Origin of the sequence: Psychrobacter sp. N25K4-3-2 (assembly GCF_015351755.1) — a bacterium.
GTDB lineage: Bacteria > Pseudomonadota > Gammaproteobacteria > Pseudomonadales > Moraxellaceae > Psychrobacter > Psychrobacter glaciei.
This window is the reverse complement of the sequence record NZ_JADKLX010000007.1, coordinates 44,506-69,353: the sequence shown is the minus strand read 5'-3', so window position 1 is coordinate 69,353 and position 24,848 is coordinate 44,506. Positions and strand designations below refer to the sequence as shown.

The following is a 24,848-nucleotide window of genomic DNA, read 5'->3' as shown; positions in this document are numbered from 1 at the left end:
TTTTACGGATCTTTTGGCAGAGCACTATCAGACCCCAGCGTGAGAGTCGCTTACGTAAGTTCCTAACGATATAGGATTTGAGGATGATAAATTTGCTTGTCTGGCATAGTGATAGACTTTGTCATTATCTACTTCTATACCTAGACCAGCGCCAGTTGGAATAGTTAAACCAAAATTTTGATAATCAAGCGGCTGAGCTAGGATATCCTCTATTAATAGCAACGGACCAAACAGCTCCGTGTCAAAGTTCAGACTAGGATAAGTAGAGAACACATGCGCTGATGCAGCAGTACCAATGGGTCCTTCTAGCATCGTCCCGCCATAAAGCTCGATACCCGCTAGATGTGCCATTTGTCCAATGAGACAGGCAGCCTTCAATCCGCCGGCTTGATTGATTTTTACAGCAAAAACATCGGCACAGTGATCCGCTGCCAATTGAAACGCATTATATGGATCTTGCACGACTTCATCAGCCATAATAGCCACGTCGAAGTGTTCAGCTAAACGCTTTAGCGCTGATTTATTACGCATCGATACTGGTTGCTCGATCAAATCAACGCCGCCGTCCTGCAACAGACTAATACCTTTCATAGCTTCAAGCTCTGTCCATGCTTGATTAACATCAACGGTGATGCGGCAATCGGGTAAAGCTTGTTTAATAGCCAACACGTGGGCAACATCATCAAGAATAGGGTTACTGCCTATTTTCAATTTGAAAATCCGATGTCTTCTTTTCTCAATCATTTGATGAGCTTCGGCGATGTCGGTATCAGTATTTCCGCTAGCAAGTGTCCATGCCACTTCGATACGATCACGGACGCGACCACCAATCAGCTCGCTGATAGGCAGGTTGAGTCTTTTGCCTTCGATATCGAGTAGAGCAGTTTCAATCGCGCATTTTGCAAAGCGATTACCACTAATGTGGGTGTTCAATAGCTGCATTGCTTTTGCAGTGCTTGTGGGCTTCTCTTTCATTAAAAGTGGGGTAAAGTAAGTATCGATATTGGTTTTGATACTATGAGGACTTTCTTCAGCATAACTTAAACCGCCAATCGTCGTTGCTTCGCCCCAACCTTCGTAGCCATCTTCGGTTTGGATATGTACTAGAACCAATACCTGTTCATTCATTACGGTACAAGCCAATTTATGCGCTCGAATAGTAGGTATTGGTACTAGTAAAGTATTAATTGAACGAATCATATCTGTCCTTAGTATAAAATTTTGGCTTCCTTATGCTTAATAAGAACTATAGGTGCTAAGTATTGATATGTCTAAGACCTATTTAGTCTTATTTTGATACCTTTTAGGTATTTTATTGAAAGGTATATAACATGTTATGTTCTTTAGGTATGAATATTCTGTATATGAAGTAGATTGTAGAGAAGAAGGAAATAGAACGACTTAGGATAGAAGCAACAGAAAGTCAATCAAGGAAGAAGAATGGAACTCAGGCATTTACGCTATTTCGTAGCCGTGGCAGAAGAAAAAAGCTTTAATAAGGCAGCTGCTCGTTTGTATATTTCACAGCCACCACTTAGCCGGCAGATAAAACAATTGGAAGAAGAGATTGGCGTTACGCTTATTGATAGGGAGAACCGTCCCTTGAAACTCACTGAGGCTGGCGAGTTTTTCTATGATCATGCCATTCAAATTTTAAAAAAATCAGACGACCTACGTACCATGACTATCCGTAAGGGAAATTTTGATAATTCGCTTTCGATAGGCTTTGTGTCGTCTATATTGTATGGCATATTACCGAGAGTGATAGCGCGTTTTAGAGAGGTTCATCCGAATATTGAGATTAAACTGTATGAGTTGAATTCTTGGCAGCAAACGCAGGCATTGACAGAGGGCAAGATAGATGTAGGTTTTGGCAGGTTGTTATTTGAGGATGCTTCTATTAGGCGAATGGTGCTTAGAGAGGAAGACTTAGTAGTTGCTGTTCCTATTGAGCATCCTTTATCAAAAGAAAAATGCAAAAGTTTGAGCCTTATTGATTTAACGAATGAAAATTTATTACTCTATCCAACAGCACCGAGGCCAAGTTTTATCGATTACGTATTGGACTTATTTGAAACTCGCAACTTGAAAGCGAACTATTTTATAGAAGTGCGTGAGTTGCATATTGCCTTAGGGTTGGTAGCAGCAGGAGAAGGGTTGACTATCGTACCAAAGACACTTGAGCACTTACGCGGTCAAGAGATAACCTATATACCATTTGAAGAGGGGATACTAACTTCGCCAATTGTGATGAGTATCAGGCATTTCGATAAGTCCGAACTATTAGAAACGCTATTAGATGTCACTTATCAAATTTATGATGAAGAAGGGTTTATTTATAAGCGTGAATATATTTAGAGGATTTGAAAAAACAAAGATAGACAAGTTTAATTAAGAGCTTTGGGTGTTGAAAGTTCTTGCTTGATAGCTATACAGTCTTGATAAGTAGGGGTTGGGGCAATGATAAACTTTAAAAGGTATGCGTAAAAACTTGGTCAGCCAATGACTTGAAAAGAAATTTACTATGACCAAGTAAATGCATATCTACCATTTTTCTTATATTTCACCATATGTTTTAAAACACAACTATTTTAAAACACAACTATAAAAAACAATTAAGGAGCGATTATGCATATCACAGCGAATTTTGACGCAGGAAATATTGACGTTATCAATGCAGAAGACAAAAACGACATTCAATTAGCCATTCGTCCAGACGTTGGCGAAGAGTTTTTTCAATGGTTTAACTTTCGCCTATTTGGTGAGGTTGGAGAGCAGTATGTTCTCAATATTATGAATGCAGGGGAAGCGTCTTATCTGGAAGGATGGGAGGATTACCAAGCGGTTGCTTCGTACGATCGCCAGCATTGGTTCCGTCTGCCGACGACTTATAAAGAGGGCAAATTAACCATCGTGGCAGAGTTAGAATGCGAAACCATGCAAATTGCTTATTTTGCGCCTTACAGCTATGAGCGTCATCAAGATTTATTGGCGGCCGTGCAGATGCACCCGTTAGTAACGTTAGAGCATCTAGGCGAAACGCTTGATAAGCGCGATTTAACTTTGGTTAAGATTGGCGATGGTGCTGCCCACAAGCGCAATATATGGATTACTGCCCGTCAGCATCCAGGTGAAACGATGGCTGAATGGCTCATCGAGGGCTTATTGTATAGCTTGCTAGATAGCGATAACGCGACCGCAAAACAGTTATTAGATAAAGCCAACTTTTATATTGTGCCCAATATGAATCCCGATGGTAGTGTGCGTGGTCACTTGCGTACTAATGCTGTCGGCACTAACTTAAACCGTGAATGGCAAAGTCCAAGCTTAGACAAAAGCCCTGAAGTATTTCATATGATTAATAAAATGGAAGCGACAGGCGTAGACCTATTTTATGATGTGCATGGCGATGAAGCATTGCCGTACGTATTCCTTGCTGGCTCTCAAGGGACACCAAGTTATAGTGACCGTCTCGCACAGCTACGCGATAGATTTTCAGACGTATTAAAATTAGCCAGTGCCGATTTTCAGTCCGAATTTGGCTATGAAATTGATGCACCGAGTGCTGCCAATATGACCGTTGCCACCAATTGGGTAGCAGAACGTTTTGATTGCCTTGCTAATACGTTAGAGATGCCATTTAAAGATAATAATAATCTGCCTGACGAAGAGATGGGTTGGTCACCAGAGCGTTCTATCAAATTAGGGGAAGCATCACTAATTGCAATGCTTGCTGTCGTCGATGATTTACGGTAGGTAGTGATTCAATAGGAGAGAGAAAATAATAGATATCCCAGTGATAATAACCCAATTACAATAAATAGTGCTCTTGAACATACGTCACACACAGATCATAAAACGCTTGGGCGGGCGGAGAGATCGATTTATCAGCGAGTTTAAAGATACCGATCTGTCGGTTTAAAGAAGGGTCAACTAAATCTATCCAAACCAGCTCGGGTTCATTAGCAGGGAAGGCAAGCTTAGGTAACGTGGTGATACCCAGATCATTACGCAATAAAGAAAATAGCGATGTAATGTTTTCGACTGTGTATCTAGCCCTGCGATTGAGCGCCTCAGCTGGTGTGTTTTCGAGCAACCTGCAAGTACCGTTATAAATAAATGGCTGCGACATAAGTTGCTGCCATGTTAGCCCTTGGGACTGATTTAACTCGTTGTTCAGCGCATTGCTTTTAAGACAGACTACTCCAATCGGGTCTGATATGAGTAGGGTGAAATCTATATTCGTTTGATCAATACTGGTGCAATTGCCTAGTGCCAAATCTATCTCACCTGCCAACAATCGATTGGCTACACCAATAGAATTGTCATCTATCAATACAATCTCAATATCAGGATACTTTTTTGAGTATTCGACCAATACGCTAGGTAGTAGCTTAGTCACTAGCGACGGCACGCTTGCAATTCTAATTTTACCTTTATCACCAGCTGCGGATGCTCTTAAGTCATCTTCTAGCGCTTGATACACGCCAAGGAACTGCTCGATTTTTGGTAAGCAGGTTTCACCAAAGGGCGTCAGTATCGCTTTGTTTCCCACTTCAAATAAGCGCTGCCCTAAGGTTTTTTCCAATTCCTTTATCGAGGCTGACAAAGCAGCTTGCGAACGGTTGGCGCGATCCGCCGCCGCCCGAAACCCTCCTTCTTCCACGACAAATAAGAAATGGCGTAATTGCTGTAGCTTCATATTCAGACCATCCAATACTATTCTCTAATAATTTATCTTAAATGATAGATTAAATCTATCAAAATTCAAATTTAATTAGTTAGATTTATCGTTATGAATTGAGTAGGATAAGTCATATAGCAATTGGCAGTGATTAAATAAATCTCAGATCGCTTACTGCTGAAACCACTTATCAAAGGACATGACAATATGACGACTCACTCAAACAAACAGGCCGTTAAAACCTCGCTTTATGCGTCTAAAGCACCTTTGGAGTGGGCCATCACTAATAACGGAACCTTATACACCGCCCAAATTCCTATTGATGAAAATGGTGATGTCGTTGCAGGTGGTATTGAAGCGCAAACTCGCCAAACGCTAGACAATCTTAAGCACACGCTAGAATGTGCCAATGTTGGCATGGATGCAGTTCTACAAGTAATGATCTATGTGACTGATCGCGACTATCTAAGAACAGTCAATCAAGTCTATGCTGAATACTTTGAAGCACCCTATCCAAATCGTGCGGCGCTGGTGATATCCGGATTGGCTCGTGAAGAGATGCTGGTTGAGTTGGTCGTATATGCCGCTGTGCCTTAAATTTTGAATGTAATCTAGTTAATAAATCAAATAGTTAATACTTTATCAAGGAAGCTCTTATGTCAGCTCACACCGCCCAACAGATATTGCAGCAAGACCCAACCAAATCACTTTATATCAATGGTGAATGGCAGGCAGGCGTAAATACCATTGCCAATATTAACCCATCTGATATCACTGAAACTATCGGCGAGTTCGCACAAGCCAGTGGCGATCAAGTCAAAGATGCCATCGCGGCGGCGCGTCAAGCCCAGCCAAAGTGGGAAGCGACTCCTTTAGAAAAAAAGCAGTCTATCCTACAAGCGATTGGCGATGAAATGATTGCTCGCTGTGATGAGCTAGGTACGCTGTTGTCTCTTGAAGAAGGTAAGCCGTTTGCCGAAGGTCGCGGTGAAATTTATCGCGCAGGTCAGTTCTTCCATTACTATGCGGCGGAAGTATTGCGTCAAATGGGTGATACGGCTGATTCAGTGCGCCCTGGGGTTAAAGTCGAAGTCACCCGTGAAGCAGTCGGAGTAGTCGCCATTATCTCACCTTGGAATTTTCCAACGGCCACCGCTGTGTGGAAGATCGCGCCAGCGCTAGCGTTTGGTAACACAGTCATTTGGAAGCCTGCGAATTTAACACCAGCCAGCGCAGTGGCATTGGCTGAAATTATCCATCGTCAAGGCCTGCCAGAAGGCACATTTAACTTACTATTGGGTGGCGGCTCGTCAGTCGGTGATGCGCTCATCAATTCTACAGATATCGATGCCGTTAGCTTTACGGGTTCTGTACCAACAGGTCGCAAGGTCGCTGCTGCGACTGCACCAAACTTTATTCGTTGTCAGCTTGAGATGGGCAGCAAAAATGCCTTGGTTATCGCTGACGATGCCGATTTACAAGTCGCTATCGATGCGGCAGTGGCTGGTGCGTTTGGTGGTTCGGGACAAAAATGTACCGCTTCGTCACGCCTCATCGTAATGGACAGTATTCATGATGCCTTTGTCGAAGGTGTGGTCGCAAAAATGAAAACCTTAAAAGTCGGCCATGCGCTTGATGAAGGTATCTTTATGGGTCCTGTTGTCGATGACAAGCAGCTGGCATCAAACATGGACTGGATCGAAAAGGCCAAACAGTCTGGTGCAAATTTAGCCTTTGGTGGTGAGCGTTTAGAGATGCCGCATGACGGCTACTATATGTCGCCGACGTTATTTACCGAGACGGACAACAGCTGGGATATCAACCAAGAAGAGGTGTTTGCTCCGCTGGCTTGTGTCATGCGTGTCAAGGATTTGGACGAAGCGATTGCCATGACCAATGACACGCGTTTTGGTCTGACGGGCGGTATCATTACCCAAAGCTTACGCAGCAGTGCGATGTTCAAAGAGCAAGTACAAGCTGGCTGTGTCATGGTCAATCTAGCAACTGCAGGTACTGATTATCACGTGCCATTTGGTGGTCGTAAACAGTCAAGCTTTGGCCCGCGCGAGCAAGGTCAATATGCCAAAGAGTTCTATACCATCGTCAAGACCGCTTATCAAAAAGCGTATTAGAAACCTGTTTGACAAGCATGTTAGCCGCTATCGACGCGACAGGGTGTAAACACGCACTGAATAGCAAATGATAGCGGTCACTTATAAAAGTATTAAAGGGAATTGATATGTACCAAGATCATATCGTCATTGACGGATTACAGTATAGCCATTGGGATCGCGATTATTTTAAGATGCTGCAAGCCAGTGGTATCAATGCGGTACATGCCACCTTGGTCTATCACGAAGACGCTCGCCAAACCATGACCCGCTTTGCTGAATGGCATGCACGCTTTGAGCAAAACTCAGATCTTATCTTGCCCGTGTACTCAGTGGCTGATATTAAAATGGCAAAAGAGCAGGGTAAAGTCGGCATCTTCTTTGGCGCGCAAAACTGCTCACCAATCGATGATGAAATTGGTTTGATTAGCGTGATGCGTCGTCTGGGTCTATTGATCATGCAGCTGACTTATAACAACCAGAGCTTACTAGCAACAGGCTGTTATGAGCAGAATGATAGCGGTATTACTCGTTTTGGTCAGCAAGCCATCGCTGAGATGAATCGTGTCGGTATGATTATTGACATGTCACACAGCGCTGAGCGTTCAACGCTTGAGGCGATAGAAGTCTCATCGCGTCCGATATGTATCAGTCATGCCAATCCAACCACGGCTCATGAGGCCCTGCGTAATAAATCGGACACGGTCATCAGTGCCTTGACCCAAGCAGGCGGGTTGTTAGGTTTCAGCTTATACCCGTTCCATTTGCCAAATGGTAGTGACTGTACGCTTGATGATTTCTGTACCATGATTGCTAATTGCGCTGATAAATATGGCGTCGAACATTTAGCGATTGGTAGTGACTTATGTCTCAATCAACCGCAAGCCGTGCTTGAGTGGATGCGTAATGGACGTTGGTCAAAAGCGATGGACTATGGCGAAGGCAATGCCAGTAATTCAGGTTGGCCAGATACTTTGCCATGGTTTGCAGGTAAGGACGGTATGGAAAACATCTATAACGGTCTGCTAAAGCACGGTTTTAATGAAAGCGATGCTGGAAAAGTCATCGGTCAAAACTGGTTCGATTTTTTAGAGCAAGGATTAAAGCCTATGGCTTGAACAGCCACTTCTAAAGGTTTTTTAGCCAGTTATTGTGTGAAATCGCTATAAGACGATAGTCGTGTTATAGCGCATATCCATTTGAAGTAGGTAATTTTAAATTAGATAGGGATGTATAGTGAGGTCGTTTGATCACATCCTCATTGCTACCACTCTGATCTGAAACGCAACGTTAGCATAGCATATGGAGCCACATCATGGCCGATTTAAAGGGATTTAATCAAAATGAGCAAGGACGCTCAACTCCTGTTAATCAAGGAACAAGTGAGTCCGAAGCCGCCGCTATTTCTACCGATACATTAGGTCTCAAAAACCCCGCATTTTGGTACAGTGGCGGATTCATTGTAGCCTTTGTTTTGATGGCGATTTTTGCAGAAGCACGCTTAGCAAAAATAGTTGAAGTGGGCTTCGCGTGGTCCGTCAAGATATTTGGACCTTTTTGGCAGATATTGTTATTAGCGACCTTTGTTATTGCTTTGGCTGTCGGTGCTGGTCGCACAGGCCGCGTGATATTGGGAAATTTACCTGTTCCTGAGATAGACAGTTTTAAGTGGATGGCCATTCTTTTCTGCACACTATTGGCTGGGGGCGGGGTTTTTTGGGCCGCCGCCGAGCCAATCGCGCATTTCGTTTCAGCACCTCCTTTATACGGTGAATCAGCCGATCTACAACAGCGCGCTTTTAACGCATTGTCTCAATCATTTATGCATTGGGGGTTTTTGGCGTGGGCGATTGTTGGTAGTTTGACTGCGATTGTGATCATGCATTTGCATTATGACAAAGGCCTACCATTAAAGCCTCGCACCTTACTCTATCCTATGTTTGGTGAGCGTGTACTCACAGGCCAAACTGGCGCAATTATTGATGCTTGCTGTATCGTGGCGGTTGCTGCGGGCACGATCGGTCCTATTGGTTTCTTGGGCTTGCAAACCAGCTATGCACTCAATGAATTGTTCGGTATTCCTGATACGTTCACGACTCAGCTAATCATTATTGTCTTTGCCATCGTACTCTATACGTTGTCTGCGATCAGTGGTCTGACTCGTGGTATGCAGCTACTCAGCCGCTTTAACGTCATTTTAGCTTTTGCGCTGATGGTCTTTATTTTGATATTTGGACCGACCAATTTTATTGTCAACGGCTACATTCAGGGTGTCGGCACTATGATTGACAACTTCGTTCCAATGGCGACCTTTCGCGGTGATGAAGGATGGCTGAGCTGGTGGACGGTATTCTTTTGGGGTTGGTTCTTGGGTTACGGCCCCATGATGGCCATCTTTATCGCTCGCATCTCACGTGGTCGTACGATTCGCCAATTGATTACCACCGTTTGTATTATTGCACCGCTCGTGACGTGCTTTTGGTTCACCGTCGTTGGTGGTTCTGGTTTAGCATTCGAGATTGCCAACCCTGGTAGTGTCAGTAGTGCATTTGAAGGCTTCAATCTACCCGGTGCATTATTAGCCGTCACGCAGCAACTCCCATTTCCTTTGATTACCTCGATATTGTTCTTGATTTTGACGACGGTATTTATCGTGACCACTGGCGACTCGATGACTTATACCATCAGTGTGGTCATCAGTGGCGAGCGTGAGCCGAACGCCATGATTCGTACCTTTTGGGGCATCATGATGGGGGTGACAGCGATTGTTTTAATCTCGCTTGGCTCGGGTGGCGTGACCGCATTACAGTCCTTTATTGTGATTACCGCCGTGCCCGTCTCTTTTGTGCTGTTGCCATCGTTATGGAATGGCCCGCAAATCGCGCAACAAATGGCGAGAGAGCAAGATCTGTATCGCCCTAATCAGGTAGAGGTGAGACACAAAATCAGTGAAGAGAAACAGGCTAAGAAAAAATTGGCTGAAAAAGTTAATTGAAGCACTAAATCACTGAACGGTAAATAAGAAACTAGCCCTCATCTATACCGCTGACTTCTTATTTACCGATAGATATTATCATTGAGACTAGGGTGTGTTTGACATTCACAAATAGGCACTGCTGATTGCTAAAACTGTTCCAGACAAGGCGTAAAACGATGGTAATGCTCGTGCCTTAACGAGATTTACAACGCAGTATGGGGTATTTTAGCATCAGCTCGAAGAGACAGGACTCTTTTTTGCCACTTCATTGTTAAAAATAAATGCTTAGAATGATTAAGCTTACTATTTTCAACGTCGAACTGTCTAAAAAATAGTCTCTGTCAGTGCCATGGTCGAATATCAAACACGCCCTGTTAACAAAGCTGCTGGCTCAGCATATTAGGTAAGGTAGTGACATTATGAATATGGTTTATGCAAATGATAAAAGTATCGACGTCAAATCGCCTTTACTTAGTACAGGTTTCCGTACTCGTGATGTGATTATGGATGCGCAAAGATTGGGCGCTATGCATCAAACCCGCGTTAGCTTTGTGCGTACGTTACTGCGTAAAATTGATAGAGAAAAATGGACGCTCAACACTCATCTGTGGGATTTGGATGGGCAAGGCTATGGCAAGGTTATCTATCGTTTACATACCCCAGAGCATCTGTATCATCTGGTGGTGTTTTGTAATGAGCTGGCTGATGACGAGCGTAATGATAGAGTGATTGCCCAAAAATGGGATGTCACCTTTGGTCTGGTGTTTGGTGAGATAAGCGAAGAGTTACTGAGTAATCTACAAGCCAACGTACCGCTACAAGAAGCTGGTCGTAACTCCAACATGATGATGGTGCTGGCACGAGCAAACAAGAGCGTCCGAGTCTTTGATCATATCGTCAGCTCACTTGCGGCTGGTAAGCAGCCTGATATTGATGTACTCGCACAAGTCGGCTACATCCTGCGTACCACGGCGGTCTATGGCAATGGTAAGTTCGGTATTTATGATTTTAAGCCGTTAGATCATAGCGAGGACTTTAATCAGTCGTTCCGAGCGCAGATGTGTGCTGTGTACTTGCTGCGCGAGTTTAGCTTAGACTGGGTCGATTATTTGGCACAGCAAAAAGGTGGCAGCAACGCAGTCAAGCTGCATCCAGAAATCAAGCGCTACTTGGGGATTGGTAATGCCACCGGTCTGGGTATGGCGCCTTATTTAATCAATCATCCATGCGTGGTTGACCAATGGCTGACCACCCGTGAAGAGGCGTTGCAAGCGACATTGGTTTGTCAGATTGAGCCTAAAGAAACCGCACATTTTGCCAGTCTAATTAAACGTGCTATTCAGCATTTTGGCGAGATTGTCACTATTAATGAGCAGCAAATCAAACGCAATGAAACGGTTGTTAGAGAATTAATTATTTTACAAAACAACTTGATGACAACCATTAATAATCATGCGACATGGGTGGATTTTTTACAGGTACATGACCATTTGAGCTTTGAGAGCCAAGAAGTCATCATTTCTTGCTTAATAGAGCTGTATCCTGAACGTGTCGATGCACTGCTCGAAAGCGTCAATGCTGATGAAGCATTATCGTTACCAAAAGGCAAAGTCATTCAGGATCTAATTGACGTCTTAGAGCAGCATTATCGCTGGGCCATTGATATCGACTTTACTCAGCCTGAGAATAGCCATTGGTTTTGGTATCGTTCCATCGATAAGGAAGAGCCACGTATGGGTATACGTGGTCAGGAGCCGGGTGCTGATCGTGAGCTGTCCTTGGATATCGCTCGCCAAGCCAATCATTTATATTTGGCTTTAAAACAAGCCAATTCGCAGCAGCTACTATCAGAGTTCATCTTGAATAAGCCCAAATATCGCTCAATTGCGCGCCGCGTTTGGACAATGGGGCATAAGCATCTGGGTGATATTCAGATGAATGTCTTGCACAAATACGCATTACCCATGCATCTATTACGGTGTAAATTATCAATGTTTGGGGCAACCAAGTTTGATCCCAGATCCGATCGCTGGGTCAGGATTACTTTGTTTCAAGGCGCGCCATTATTTGCAGAAGTGCATAGTGATGAATGGTTGTTTCCTTTATTGCCTGATGTATCAATAGAGCAAGGAGGCTCTGACTTATGATGGTATCGCACAATGAAATCGTCACGATGGTATACAAAGCTTTTACTGGGCTGCACCGAGAGGTGGGAGAAGCTGATGTGATAGCCACTATGGTCGCCGAACTACAGATGGCAGGATTGGATGGTATCAAACATTTTAATAATGCCACTCCTTATATCTTGAACGAGATTGATACGCCAATCGATATCGTTCATCAAGAAGAAGGTGCTATCCGTTTAGATCTGCATGGTAGTAGCTTAGCCTGTCATTTACCGACTATCATTGACTATGCGCTTGAAAAAATGGGCGACTCAGCGCATTTTTATATTTATTTGCAGAACTGTCATAATCGCTGGTTGGCTTATAGCGAGTTAGTGGGACTGGCTGCCAAAGGCTATGCTTGTTTGGCCAAGTGGGATAATGGCTCCGTGCCCAAACATACATTGTTTACGTTAAATAAAGACTTTGTCTATCCTGACCTTTACTTTTTTGATAAGGCACAGTCCAACTACAATACCAATGATATGGTCATTGAAATTGCCACGCAAAACTTCGATATCGAACATGATATCCAGCATTTCGATCGTAAAATATCGACAGATGCATTGTTTGAAACGCATCAGCGCGCATGGAAAGAAGGCATCTATGTCGATGATATGCAATGGGAAACACTCAAAAAAACAGCCGCTGCCATATTGGTCGAAAACAGCGAGGAGTCAAGTCGCGGCGCAGGAGGCGTATAAAGAATAAAAACATTTATTTTAGGTTATATGAGTAGCAACTGTTAAACATATTCGACGTGAGCAGTCAGATATTATTTAATCGACATATACCACGGCTAAATTTTGCAAAATGGTACCAACACTTCTACCAACGTTTGAACCTCTTTTCGATCTGACTCATAGTTTCATTTATATAACTAACCCCTCCTTGTCTATCCTCATTTATGTATCACATGCGTTTATTTACAACGCTTACGTCTTGTCATTTTAAAAATGTTCTGCTAGGTTACATAACGATAATATAGTTATCTATATATAAAATACTGTTACAAAGCGCCAACTTCATACAGTTTTTATTAGATGATTTTTTATCTGCCAGAAATGTCAAAACGTAAGAGGTTGTAATCATGTTAGATTTAGCAAATATGACGCCACAAGAGGTCAGAGCACTAATTGGTAAGAACGAAATCAACAAGCCGACTTCTGGCATGTGCAAAGGTCACATACAAGCAAACTTAGTCATAGTACCCAAAAAATTGGCCTATGATTTTTTATTGTTTGCACAAAGAAACCCAAAATCTTGTCCTATTTTAGACGTAACAGATGTTGGTAGTTCGGAACCGCGGCTGATGGCGAAGGGCGCAGACTTGAAGTCTGATGTCCCAAAGTATCGAATATATGAGTTTGGCGAGCTAGTAGCTGAGGTGTCAGACCTAACAGACTATTGGAGAGACGACTTGGTCTGCTTTCTTTTAGGATGTAGCTTCTCCTTTGAGTCTGCCATGCTCAATGCATCCATTCCTGTCAGACACATCGAAGACAATCACAATGTGCCGATGTATATCACGAATATAGAAACTGAGCCTGCAGGACAGTTTTATGGAAAAATGGTGGTCAGCATGCGACCGATACCTTATCCATTAATCACCAGAGCCGTACAAGCCACCTCTCGGTTTCCGCAAGTACATGGCGCGCCTATCCATATTGGAGACCCTAGTGTCATCGGTATAACAGACATCCATTCTCCCGATTTTGGTGATGCATCACTCATAAAGGAAGGTGAAGTGCCTGTGTTTTGGGCTTGTGGTGTAACGCCTCAAAGCATCGCAATGACCAGTAAACCTGAACTGATGATAACGCACGCGCCGGGACATATGTTTATCTGCGACCCAAAAGATGAAGACTTGGCAGTTCTGTAATTTTGGATGACAACGCTATTTTAAAAGGCCATTTTAAAATGTAATGGCATCCAATCTTGTTTGTCCACAAAGCTTTCAATAAATAAAAACGTAGTGTTTAACATTAAGGCCCTATTCACATCAGTTACATCGCACAAATTTTTTATAAAAAATAATTATTCACTTTTACTCTAATGGAATAGCTAACAATATGAATATTAACTTTATAGATCTAGAAAAGCTGATCAAAATCGCAGAAAGCGCTGACATACAATCATTAGAAGTGACCGATGGTGATGCACGCATCTCTATCATTTGTCAGGCTAATGGCAATACCCCTCACTCAAAAACTGCTCATTCAGAATCACGTACAGTAACCTCCCACAATAACACTTCTAATAATACCAGTGCAGACAACAGTTCTATGGATGAAACGGTGACTACTGAGGTTGCCAATTCATCTGCCTCTTCATCTTCATCTCAAGTATTGGCACCTATGCTCGGTACTTTCTATCTTCGCTCTGAGCCGACCGCTGAGGCGTTCTTTAAAGTAGGCGATCAGGTAGTAGCAGGGCAGACCCTATGTATCATTGAAGCCATGAAAATGATGCATGAAGTAAAAGCAGAAGCTGACGGTACGATTCAAGAGATTCTGATCGATGAAGGTGATGTCGTAGAATATGCACAGCCTTTATTTATTATAGCGCCAGACAGTTAAAGTCAATCAATAGCCACTCAATATTGTATAGACGCTACACATACACTGTATTTGACACTATATTTTTAAGGGAATAAATATGTTCACAAAAATCTTAATTGCCAACCGTGGCGAGATTGCTCTACGTATTATCCGAGCTTGTAAGCAGCTGGGTATTAAATCTGTCATTGCCTATTCTGAATCAGACAAAGACTCATTGCCTGTACGCCTAGCCGATGAAAAAATCTGTATCGGGCCTGCCAATGCCACGCACAGCTACCTCAATCAAAGAGCGCTGGTTTCTGCTGCAAAAATCACCAACGCACAAGCCATCCATCCAGGCTATGGCTTTTTGTCTGAAAACGCAGACTTTGCTGCCTTGATTGAAGACTCAGGCCTCACGTTTATTGGCCCAACGGCTGACAATATCAGAAATATGGGCGACAAGGTTGAAGCCAAAAAACAAATGACAATGGCTGGCGTGCCCTGTGTGCCTGGTTCTGATGGCGCATTGCCTGCTGATTCAGAGCAAGTTATCAAGATTGCCAGTGACGTTGGCTATCCAGTCATCATCAAGGCAGCAAGCGGCGGCGGCGGGCGTGGTATGCGCGTGGTCGAAAAAGAAGCCGACTTACTCTCTGCTATCTCTATGACGCAAACAGAAGCCAAAGCCAATTTTGGTAGCGCTATCGTCTATCTTGAAAAATACTTACAAGCACCTCGTCATATCGAAGTGCAAGTCATGTCTGATACTCACGGCAATGCTATTTATTTAGGCGAGCGTGATTGCTCTATGCAGCGTCGTCATCAAAAAGTCATTGAAGAAGCGCCAGCACCTGGTATCACCGAAGAGCAGCGTCAGAAAATCGGTCAAGCATGTGTCACAGCTTGTGAGCAAATGCAGTATAGAGGCGCAGGCACGTTTGAGTTTTTATACGAAAACGGCGAGTTCTTCTTTATCGAGATGAATACTCGTGTGCAAGTTGAGCACACCATCACTGAGATGGTGACGGGCGTCGATATTGTACAGGAGCAAATAAGAGTAGCTGCAGGGCTTCCACTGGCATACAAGCAAAGTGATATCGCCATTACCGGACACGCTTTTGAGTGCCGTATCAATGCTGAAAACGCGCAGACATTTTTACCAAATGCGGGGCGCATAGACTACTGCCACATGCCAGCAGGGTTTGGTATCAGAGTGGATAGCCATGCTGAGTCGAACTACACCGTGCCACCATCTTATGACAGCTTGATTGCCAAGATATGTGTACAAGATCGTTCAAGAGAAAAAGCGATAGAAAAAATGCGTGCGGCTCTATCGGAGGCGCAAATTACGGGTATTGATACCAATATTGGTTTGCATCAACGTCTGTTTGAAGATGAGGTGTTTTGTCAGGGTCAAATGAGTATTCATTATCTAGAAGAGTGGATACAAGACAATATATAAATCAGGTCTTGCCCGCAAAAGCGAAAACCAAATCTGACATTAGCGTCAGAATAAAGATATATAGTCGGTTCAATATAATTTGGATACAAGGAAGGCGAGTGAAAGTACTACAAGTCGTAGACTAAGCGAGCCTGACACCGTATCCAATTTATAGAGGATTTGACTATAGCAAATAAAAAGTAATGGAGTGCGTGCTGATGGAACTACAATGGCAACTATGCAGTGAAACCAATCTAGCGTTGTTTTTCCCTAAACCGATCACCTTAGAAAAACAACAAAAATGCTGGGCTTTGTCAGACAGTATCCAGAAAATGCCAGAAGTCATCGAAGTGGTGATTGGTATGAATACGCTCAGTGTATTCATCGTACCATTAACATGGGCTGAGCTTACTACCTTTAAAGATAAGCTGTCAGATTTGCTCAATGACATCCCTTCAAAAACCATCCATGGCAAGCACGTCGAGATACCAGTACATTACGGTGGGCAATATGGCCCTGATCTAGCGGCCATGGCGAATGAGCTAAATCTCTCGGTTGAAGCTGTTGTTGAGCTACATACCAAAGCCACTTATACGGTTTACTTTATCGGTTTTCAGCCAGGATTTCCTTATCTTGGCGGCTTGTCTGAGTCGCTGTATTTCCCAAGACACGCCATCCCTAGAACTCAAGTACCCGCAGGTTCAGTGGGTATCGGCGGCGAGCAGACAGGGGTGTATCCTTTTGAGTCTCCAGGTGGCTGGCAGTTACTCGGCCAGACGGATACTGCTTTATTTGATTTAACCAAGTCTTCTCCGACGTTGCTTAACGCAGGCGATACTTTGACATTTAAAGCGATTGATATTCATCAATAAGCGATAAATAAAAGATGCATGAATCAAATAGACAAATAAACAGGTGGTATCAATGAAAATTTTAACTGCGAGTGCCCTTGCTAGTATTCAAGATTCGGGACGACTGGGTTACCGAAGCATGGGCGTGGGTAGAAATGGTGTGATGGACAGCTGGGCGCTACAAGCCGGCAACGCTTTGATGAAAAACGAAGCCAACGAACCTGCTATTGAAATAGCGCTCGGTGAGCTAACCATACAGTTTGAAGAAAGCATCAGTTTTTGCTTAACGGGTGCTTTATACGAGGCGTATCTAGATGACAAACGCGTTCCTTGCTATTGGCGTATCAATGCAACAGCTGGACAGACGCTTAAGCTTTTGCGTCCGCTACAAGGCATGTATACCTATTTATGTGTGCATGGTGGCTTTGACATCGGGCCAGTATTGCAGTCAGTCAGCACCAATCTCAAAGCAGGATTTGGCGGATTTGAAGGTAGATACCTAAAAGCCGATGATAGATTAACGGTAAAAACCGAATCAAACCTGCCTGTCATTGGGGTGGCCCGTCTTGCGCCAACCGAGGTTATTCGAGTGATAAAAAGCAGTGAATACGACTGTTTCACTGAGTCGTCTCAACAAGCGTTTGAGACCCAGCCGTGGAAACTACAAAGCAGTAGCAACCGTATGGGTTACCGCTTAGAGGGAGCTACAGCGCTTGAATTTAGTAAGCCAGTAGAAATGAGCTCACATGGCGTTGATATCGGTATGATTCAAGTACCACCACAAGGCCAACCGATTGTACTCATGGCGGATGGGCAAACAACGGGTGGCTATCCTAAAATCGCAACCGTGATTCAAGCAGACATAGGTCTGATGGCACAGATTAGATTTGGCAAAACCTGTCAGTTCGTCGTTGTGTCATTAGAGCAGGCATTGCGTGAACAACAAAAAAGACAACATTACATCGATCAAATAAAGGAGTATGCCAATGAAAATTGATTTAAATGCTGATGTGGCGGAAGGCTGCGGGCAAGACGATAAATTACTAACGATAGTCAGCTCAGCGAATGTCTGCTGCGGTCTTCATGCTGGTTCTTACAGCGAGATGCTAGCAACGTTGCAATTGGCAAAAGCAAACAACGTGAGCGTAGGCGCACATCCTGGTCTAAATGACAGAGAAAACTTTGGCCGTATTCATCAGTCGTTAAGTGAAGCCGATTACCGTGCTTTATTGGCATATCAGTTGGGTGCAACCAAAGCGCTCTGTGACTTGGTTGGTGTGTCATTAGACTACGTAAAACCGCATGGTGCATTGTACAACCAAGCCGCTATTGATAAAGACTTATCAGATATCTTGGTGAGCGAAATCAAACGATTTGATCCAAGCCTAAAGGTCATGGGTTTGTCCGGTGGCTACTTGGTTAAATCCGCTAAGAAGCATGGTTTAGAAGCCATATCAGAAGTATTTGCCGATAGAAACTATGAAAAAGACGGCTCGCTGGTCTTTCGTAGCAAAGACAATGCCCTGATAACCGACACAGACGAAGCGGTTAAGCATGTGTTGCAGATGATTACTGAAGGGACGGTTACCAGTGTTTGTGGTCAGACCGTACCAGTAGAAGCGCAAAGCATCTGCCTACATGGGGATGGTGAACACGCCATTTTATTTGCACAAGAAATAAAGAAACAACTAGAGCTAAAAGGTATCACTATATCTGCCCACTAAATATCCGTTTCCTAATCATTTGATTAAATAATCCCATATAGCACAAGGATGTTTATGAGCACCATAAAAAAACACAATACCGCCATTTTAGGCGCGGCCTTCCTGATGGCTACATCAGCAGTAGGGCCAGGGTTTTTGACCCAAACGGCCACATTCACCGAAAGCCTAATGGCGAGTTTCGGCTTTGTTATCTTAATATCTATTGTTATGGACATCGGCGTCCAGCTTAACGTTTGGCGAGTAGTCGCTGTCTCCAAAAAACGTGCACAGGAAATCGCCAACTTGGTGTTTCCTGGTGTCGGTTACTTGCTCGCGTTCTTAATCATTGCGGGTGGTCTGGCTTTCAATATTGGTAATATTGGCGGTGCCGGACTTGGCATGCAGTCCATGTTCAATATGTCACCCATTACAGGCGCCCTGATCAGTGGTGTGATTGCCGTAGCGATATTTTTAGGCCGAGAAACGGGTCCTATGATGGATAAGTTCGCTCAGTTAATGGGCTTTATCCTGATTGTATTGGTCATTTATGTGGTCTTTAAATCTGATCCGCCATTAGCAGAAGCCGTCAGCAAAACCATCATGCCTGACAAAATTGATGCAGTGGCTATCGTGACGCTAGTCGGCGGTACGGTTGGTGGTTATATTACCTTTTCAGGGGCGCATCGCTTATTAGAAGCAGGCGTCAGCGGAGAAGAGAATTTAAAATCAGTGACCAGAAGCTCTGTCTCTGGTATTTTAATTGCCTCTGTGATTCGCGTATTTTTATTCCTTGCCGTATTAGGCGTGGTATCTCAAGGCTTTGCATTAGACCCAGCAAACCCAGCCATGTCGCCGTTTCAGTACATTTTAGGAAATGCGGGTAAAGTTATTTTTGGTATGGTGATTTGGGCGGCTTCTGTGACCTCGGTGATTGGTGCTGCTTATACCTCTGTGTCTTTTATGACCAACTTCCATCCATTCATTGAAAAGCACAAACGCTACTTCATTATTGGTTTCATCGTGATCTCGACAATGGTGTTTGCCACTATCGGTAAACCAGCCCAAGTACTGGTATTGGTCGGTACGTTAAATGGTTTGGTATTGCCTATCGCTATGGTCATCATCCTGATTGCTGCCTACAGAAAAAATATCGTTGGCAATTATAAGCATCCTATTTGGATTGCGGTATTTGGTTGGTTAATCGCCATCGTGATGAGCATCCTAAGTGTCATGACCATTGCTAAATATCTGGGCATGAGTTAAAAAATTAAGATAAGGAATGTATTATGGATATAGAGCAAATAGAACGTGTGGTCAAACTGGTTGAAAGCAGTCAGCTGCACGAAGTCACGATTGCAGACAATGGGCAGTCTATTACGGTCATTAATAATCTAGGTGCGCAGAATAATGTGAGCGCGAATCCTATAGAGGCCACGCCTACGCATGAGCCTGAACAGCAGGGCAGTGATGTCTTGCAAGTAGGTGCCACTTACGTGGGGAAGGTCTACTTAAGTGAAGACGATGCAACAGACAACTTGATCAAAGAAGGCGATCATATTCAAAAAGGTCAAACCATTTGCTTCATTGATGAGTTGACCCGTTTGCAGCCAGTAATTAGTAATAAAGAAGGTGTTGTCACGGCAGTTTTGGTTGAAAGTGGCCAGAACGTTGAATACGGACAGCCTATTTTCGACCTATCGGGCGCTCCTATTTAGACAGGTAGGTATTTAATATTCGTATAGGTGGGTGTAGGTGGTATTACCTAAGGCGGTTTCGATAGCTGACATTGATTTTTTATTGACCTATGATGTCACGCTGTCTCTGTTTTACATTGACCTGACTATAGCCTTTAAACTGGAGTTTTGACTCTGTTAGTTAGCCTGCTGTTGCAAAGAGAATTTAAGCTATAACTATTTCGGTAGCAAAAACAGCTTTTGTTAAGCGAGCTTGAACCACAGAAAGAACTAAGAAAGGCCACTCGAAGGTGGCCTTTCTACTGTTGTAGTGAATCAATTACTGAGCATTGCGTTTGATAAACGCGAGCAACGGATCAATCACATTGTTGTTGGCATCGTCGTCAGCGGAAAGTATATCGTTATGTGCATAGCCTTCACTCATATATACTTCAAAGCCACCTTCTGACCCACCATAAGTTGGAAATGCGCTTAAATCTGCCGCGCCAGACAACATTCTTGGTGTCCCATTACACGTCATTGTGACACAAGGCGCGATTGCATTGGCAAAGCTACGCCAGAGCCCCGATACAGGTGTCAGACCGTTAGTACCACCAAAACCAATCACCGGCACATCAATCTTACGGGCTTGAGTTTGATTGACAATATCTGATCGGCCCCGTCCACCTTGGGCTATTGGTAATGATAGTTTACTGGTATCGAGCCCCAAATTTGCACCACCTGCCGCCGCGTTGTTAGCAAGTAGCAAACCAGTACTAGGATAATACCAATCACTGTAGTTAGTACCACCGACAAAGAACGATGGTGCGATGCGCTTCAGATTGGTTGGCTCTGCCTCAACACCCCAAATCAAAGGCTGATTCGATAGCATGGTCGGCGCAGGCCCATTGTCAACAAAGACTGAACTTGGCAAGGGCTGATCATTATCTAACCATGTAAACACGCCATCAGCATTTGAATTGCCAATGATACCCATTGATAGTTGAATGAATGCTGGTGTGAGGATATTATCATCATCCTGAAAAGTACCTACAGCAGCGCCAGCGGTCACTGGCACAGGACGATCGACAAGGCCTTCTACCTGCTGATAGACGCTATTTGTTTTGCCATTGCGATCTGCACCGAAACCTTGTTGTAGTATATTCTGGGTGCCATTAATCGTATCCTCAAATACCATTTGCATACCCAGTACTTCAGTCGATGCCACTAGCCGCGGACTTAGGCCTGGTAAAGCAATATATGAGCTTATTCGACCTGCTTGCGCTGCTGCATAAAGTCCACCATCAGCGGCAGCTTCCACAGCATCTAACTGGGTATCAGAAGGAGGCTCACCTGCTAGCGCGCCACCTGAACCTTCCAGTAGTACCAGTCCTCGCAGCTTAGCGTAACCAGGCTCTTCAGCACCCATGCCACTAAAATTAAAATCAGTCGCCGCATAACGTGCTACAAATCCCGTACCAGCAGAATGACCTGCTAAAAAGACGTTGCCATTACGCGCCGCTTCTCGTGCCAATTCGACTACCTCATTAATATCTTGTGAATGAACTTGAGGCGTCCAATTCACCATAAAAGGAACGTCACTTTGCTCATAAAATTCAGCACGACGATTCAACTCAGGACTCAGATCTAGATCCAGCTCACCACCAAAAAGAGAGTCTAAAGCGATCTTAACATCTCTATTTTTTTCAGCAATATCCAGACCAGCTGTGTCCTCAAGTAATGTAGAGCGACGATCAAAACCCCATACCTCGACTGTCATTCCAGCAGCCTTCGCCTTTATCATAAGGTTTTCAGCCAGCCGGAAATAATTGTGCGCTGAGCCTAGTGTGCCGGGTATGGCAACTAGAATAGCGTCGGGCTGTTGATTGTCTTGATCAGCGAGTGCGTAACGCGTATAACGTGCTTGGTTCAGATCAGCGTTTGCACCTAAATGAGTGATGAGTTTGGGATTACTGACCATCACGCCTTCGGTACCAGGGGTTTGTGCTGCTTTAGCAGGACTCGATACAGTCGTGGTCGATACACACATATCATTTACTTGGATAGCATTAAGTACCGAGGAACAAGGCTCAATTACCGAAGGTGTGCTAGTAATATTATTGTCGTTGTCATCATCAGAAAAACATCCTGCCAACGCAATGCTAGCTGCAAAAATAGTAGCCGCATGAACGGCAATCGAAAGCTTATTCAGTCGCATTTAAATCTCCATTTCCGGCTAGACCGGCAACATTTCCGTATGTAAGATTTTTTATATCACATAATTATTACATTGTGTTAAATTTAAGTAATAAATAAAAAATAATAGGTATAAAGTACGCTAAATCATAACTCACTGAATATTAAATAATTTTACTCTTAAGACAGTAAAGCCATTCGCGCTAATTTTACAGCTGATGCTTGCTATCAAGTTTTATAAACAAACAGTGATGTTTTAGTTATGTACCCTGACGATGATAATCAAACTATTTTTTTTTGGCGATTTATGGCCTAAATTTTTTTAAATTCTATGCCCACGGCGCGCACAGCCCTGCGGATGGCACTCGACCAAAGCAGTATTTTGCTTATTCTCACTTATATAGTCAGAGCACTTTTAAACCGCTACGGTTTTATCCGTGCTAGATGTACTCAATGTACTATTTGCGGTCAGTCGCCTTGTAGCGATTCTAAAACTCCTTGACTATAGAATAATACGCCATAAAAAAGACAGCCTAGGCTGTCTTTTTTGGAGAGTAATCTATTAGCATAAGGCGAGGCGATATTGCCATCTCAAACTGAGTGGGATTAGCGAATATTTTAACGGTATTGAGCAAAAAACCATTTGCCACTTGACCTGCCACATCCTCAGCCTATATTTTATCTGAGATAATGGCAGCTAAATATGGCTTACGCATTCAGACTTCAAAGAGGCGTATGTTTAAATCAAAGGTGTGCTGATTTCTTTTCACAGATAACATCCATGTAGATTTGAATGATACCTAACAAAAATCATCTTATAAAAACTGCTCGAATATATCGTCAATATATCTGTCTACCGCTGCTTTATCATTACTTACCTGCGCATAAGTCCTCAAACCGATGAGTTGAATTTGGAAGTAGCGCGCCAGTTCGTTTGGATCTTTATCACTGCTTATTTCACAGTTATCGATGGCTTGCTCAAAGGCTCTAACAAAAGAGGTCTCCACACGTTCTAAAATGCTTGTCGCATAAGCCAGTAACTCTGGGCTGTCGTTTTGTGTGAGCTCCGCGATGGTTTTGACCACCATGCACATGCCGCTGGGTGCAGTGCCTTTGCTACAGACAGTCACACTTCGGACAAACCGCTTGAGGCCAGCTAGGACGGTTTTTTCTTGCGCAATGCCATTGGTAAGATTGACCGCCCCTTGCTCAGCATAGCGGTTTAAGGCTTCTTTAAACAAATTGTCCTTGTTACCAAAAGCGGCATAAAGGCTGCCAGGGCGCATGTCCATGACCTCCTGTAAGTTTCTCATGGAGGTGGCGTGGTAGCCTTTTTCCCAATAAAGATTTTTGGCTTTTTCGATTACGTCATCACGATTAAACTTCGCTTGTTCACTCATCATGTTCACCTTAAAAGCTATTGTTTTATAAAACTGCCATCTTAAATTCTGGAAAACCAAGTCACACTAGTCTTATTGGTAGAGTTAATCTCAAACTACAAAAGCATAACCATTATAACGTTTTACTAGGATAACTGTTTCTTGCGTGCTGTGCCTATGTGCCTATGTGCCTATGTGCCTACGCCGATAGAGGCGATAAAAAATTATCCTAGCAGCACTGTGTTGGTGCTAACCAGTTACTCCGGTTTTAGTGCCAACACTTTATCGATATCTGTCGCACTGTGACGGTTTTCCAGTTGTTCCCATGCTTCGCCCCACGTACGGTTGACGATACGACCACGTTGTACTGCGGGACGCGCTAAGATAGCTTTTGCCCAACGCTGCACATGGGTGTAATCATCGACTTGCAAAAAGTCTTTTGCCTCATACTGATTGCCCAACACCAAGTTGCCATACCAAGGCCAAGTAGCAATATCGGCGATACTATACTCATCACCGGCAATAAATTCATTTTTCGCCAATTGCTTATCAAGCACGTCCAACTGGCGCTTGGTTTCCATGGTAAAGCGATTGATGGCATATTCAAATTTTTCGGGTGCATAAGCATAAAAATGCCCAAAACCGCCGCCCAAATACGGGGCAGAACCATGTAACCAAAATAGCCAGTTAAAGACTTGGGTGCGTTTGCTGCCTGCTTTAGGTAGTAATGTATCAAACTTTTCCGCAAGGTAAAGCAAAATAGATGCCGATTCAAATACCATCTCAGTCTCTGAGACAGAGCGATCAACGAACGCTGGGATTTTTGAGTTGGGGTTGATATCGACAAAGCCTGATGAAAACTGATCGCCGTCGCCAATATTAATCATATGGGCGTCGTATTCTGCGTCTTTGCCCAGTGCTAATAGCTCCTCTAGCATAATAGTGACTTTTTGACCGTTGGGCGTGCCCATCGAATACAGCTGCAAATCATGCTTGCCTACTGGTAATTCTTTCTCATGGGTAGCACCGGAAACGGGGCGATTCACACTGGCCCATTTACCGCCACTCTCTGCGTCATGCGTCCAGATTTTGGGAGGTACGTATTGGTTTTCCATTTTTATTATT

Annotated in this window: 21 protein-coding genes; 16 read left to right on the top strand and 5 right to left on the bottom strand. The window is 43.7% G+C overall.

The annotated features are described in order from the left end of the window. Positions 1-27 precede the first annotated feature (27 nt). Positions 28-1,200 (bottom strand): muconate/chloromuconate family cycloisomerase, encoded by a 1,173-nt coding sequence (locus tag IOD06_RS12705; RefSeq protein WP_194621162.1) that lies wholly within the window; start codon positions 1,198-1,200, stop codon positions 28-30. A 240-nt stretch (positions 1,201-1,440) separates the two neighbouring features. On the opposite strand from IOD06_RS12705, the gene IOD06_RS12700 reads away from it, so the two are divergent. Together IOD06_RS12700 and IOD06_RS12695 are read left to right on the top strand one after the other, a co-directional pair. Continuing rightward, positions 1,441-2,358, top strand: a complete 918-nt coding sequence (locus IOD06_RS12700; RefSeq protein WP_194621161.1) for a LysR family transcriptional regulator — start codon at positions 1,441-1,443, stop codon at positions 2,356-2,358. A 270-nt stretch (positions 2,359-2,628) separates the two neighbouring features. Further along, positions 2,629-3,756, top strand: a complete 1,128-nt coding sequence (locus IOD06_RS12695; RefSeq protein WP_194621160.1) for a M14-type cytosolic carboxypeptidase — start codon at positions 2,629-2,631, stop codon at positions 3,754-3,756. Between the two features lie 55 nt (positions 3,757-3,811). Here IOD06_RS12695 and IOD06_RS12690 read toward each other — a convergent pair whose 3' ends face one another. Beyond that, positions 3,812-4,702, bottom strand: coding sequence for a LysR family transcriptional regulator (locus IOD06_RS12690; RefSeq protein ID WP_265087680.1), 891 nt, complete (start codon positions 4,700-4,702; stop codon positions 3,812-3,814). Positions 4,703-4,891: 189 nt separating this feature from the next. Between IOD06_RS12690 and IOD06_RS12685 the strand changes: the two genes are divergently transcribed. From IOD06_RS12685 to IOD06_RS12620, 14 genes are all read left to right on the top strand, one after another. Next, the gene (locus IOD06_RS12685) at positions 4,892-5,281 is read left to right on the top strand and encodes a RidA family protein (protein WP_194621159.1); all 390 of its coding nucleotides are present in this window, start codon (positions 4,892-4,894) and stop codon (positions 5,279-5,281) included. 59 nt (positions 5,282-5,340) lie between these two features. Next, entirely contained in the window at positions 5,341-6,816 is a 1,476-nt protein-coding gene (locus IOD06_RS12680; RefSeq protein WP_194621158.1) for an aldehyde dehydrogenase family protein, read from the top strand. A gap of 107 nt (positions 6,817-6,923) precedes the next feature. Further along, on the top strand, positions 6,924-7,913 hold the full coding sequence (locus IOD06_RS12675; RefSeq protein WP_194621157.1) for a membrane dipeptidase: 990 nt from the start codon (positions 6,924-6,926) through the stop codon (positions 7,911-7,913). 197 nt (positions 7,914-8,110) lie between these two features. Continuing rightward, entirely contained in the window at positions 8,111-9,790 is a 1,680-nt protein-coding gene (locus IOD06_RS12670; RefSeq protein ID WP_194621156.1) for a BCCT family transporter, read from the top strand. A gap of 401 nt (positions 9,791-10,191) precedes the next feature. After that, positions 10,192-11,919 carry a hypothetical protein gene (locus tag IOD06_RS12665; protein WP_194621155.1) on the top strand — a complete coding sequence of 576 codons (1,728 nt, stop codon included), beginning with the start codon at positions 10,192-10,194 and terminating at the stop codon, positions 11,917-11,919. Continuing rightward, positions 11,916-12,641, top strand: a complete 726-nt coding sequence (locus tag IOD06_RS12660) for a DUF3726 domain-containing protein (protein ID WP_194621154.1) — start codon at positions 11,916-11,918, stop codon at positions 12,639-12,641. Before IOD06_RS12665 ends, IOD06_RS12660 begins: the two co-directional genes overlap by 4 nt. A 386-nt stretch (positions 12,642-13,027) precedes the next feature. Next, positions 13,028-13,819, top strand: a complete 792-nt coding sequence (locus IOD06_RS12655; RefSeq protein WP_110923439.1) for a putative hydro-lyase — start codon at positions 13,028-13,030, stop codon at positions 13,817-13,819. Positions 13,820-14,009: 190 nt separating this feature from the next. Then, the gene (gene accB, locus IOD06_RS12650) at positions 14,010-14,516 is read left to right on the top strand and encodes an acetyl-CoA carboxylase biotin carboxyl carrier protein (RefSeq protein WP_194621153.1); all 507 of its coding nucleotides are present in this window, start codon (positions 14,010-14,012) and stop codon (positions 14,514-14,516) included. 79 nt (positions 14,517-14,595) lie between these two features. Further along, positions 14,596-15,942 carry an acetyl-CoA carboxylase biotin carboxylase subunit gene (gene accC, locus IOD06_RS12645; RefSeq protein WP_194621152.1) on the top strand — a complete coding sequence of 449 codons (1,347 nt, stop codon included), beginning with the start codon at positions 14,596-14,598 and terminating at the stop codon, positions 15,940-15,942. A 197-nt stretch (positions 15,943-16,139) separates the two neighbouring features. Then, positions 16,140-16,793: a 5-oxoprolinase subunit PxpB gene (gene pxpB, locus IOD06_RS12640; RefSeq protein ID WP_194621151.1), complete on the top strand. Its 654-nt coding sequence runs from the start codon at positions 16,140-16,142 to the stop codon at positions 16,791-16,793. A 52-nt stretch (positions 16,794-16,845) separates the two neighbouring features. After that, positions 16,846-17,769: a biotin-dependent carboxyltransferase family protein gene (locus IOD06_RS12635; protein WP_194621150.1), complete on the top strand. Its 924-nt coding sequence runs from the start codon at positions 16,846-16,848 to the stop codon at positions 17,767-17,769. Further along, complete coding sequence (pxpA, locus tag IOD06_RS12630) at positions 17,759-18,496, top strand: 5-oxoprolinase subunit PxpA (RefSeq protein WP_194621149.1); 738 nt, start codon at positions 17,759-17,761, stop codon at positions 18,494-18,496. Before IOD06_RS12635 ends, pxpA begins: the two co-directional genes overlap by 11 nt. Before the next feature lie 54 nt (positions 18,497-18,550). Further along, the gene (locus IOD06_RS12625) at positions 18,551-19,738 is read left to right on the top strand and encodes an NRAMP family divalent metal transporter (protein WP_110923445.1); all 1,188 of its coding nucleotides are present in this window, start codon (positions 18,551-18,553) and stop codon (positions 19,736-19,738) included. 23 nt (positions 19,739-19,761) lie between these two features. Next, positions 19,762-20,190 carry an acetyl-CoA carboxylase biotin carboxyl carrier protein subunit gene (locus IOD06_RS12620; RefSeq protein ID WP_194621148.1) on the top strand — a complete coding sequence of 143 codons (429 nt, stop codon included), beginning with the start codon at positions 19,762-19,764 and terminating at the stop codon, positions 20,188-20,190. Between the two features lie 298 nt (positions 20,191-20,488). Here IOD06_RS12620 and IOD06_RS12615 read toward each other — a convergent pair whose 3' ends face one another. The 3 genes from IOD06_RS12615 to yghU form a co-directional block, all read right to left on the bottom strand. Then, a complete protein-coding gene (locus IOD06_RS12615; RefSeq protein WP_194621147.1) occupies positions 20,489-22,366 on the bottom strand; it encodes a hypothetical protein in 1,878 nt (625 codons plus the stop codon). 793 nt (positions 22,367-23,159) lie between these two features. After that, positions 23,160-23,744, bottom strand: coding sequence for a TetR/AcrR family transcriptional regulator (locus IOD06_RS12610; RefSeq protein ID WP_194621146.1), 585 nt, complete (start codon positions 23,742-23,744; stop codon positions 23,160-23,162). Positions 23,745-23,980: 236 nt separating this feature from the next. Beyond that, positions 23,981-24,838: a glutathione-dependent disulfide-bond oxidoreductase gene (gene yghU, locus IOD06_RS12605; protein ID WP_010200983.1), complete on the bottom strand. Its 858-nt coding sequence runs from the start codon at positions 24,836-24,838 to the stop codon at positions 23,981-23,983. Positions 24,839-24,848 lie beyond the last annotated feature (10 nt).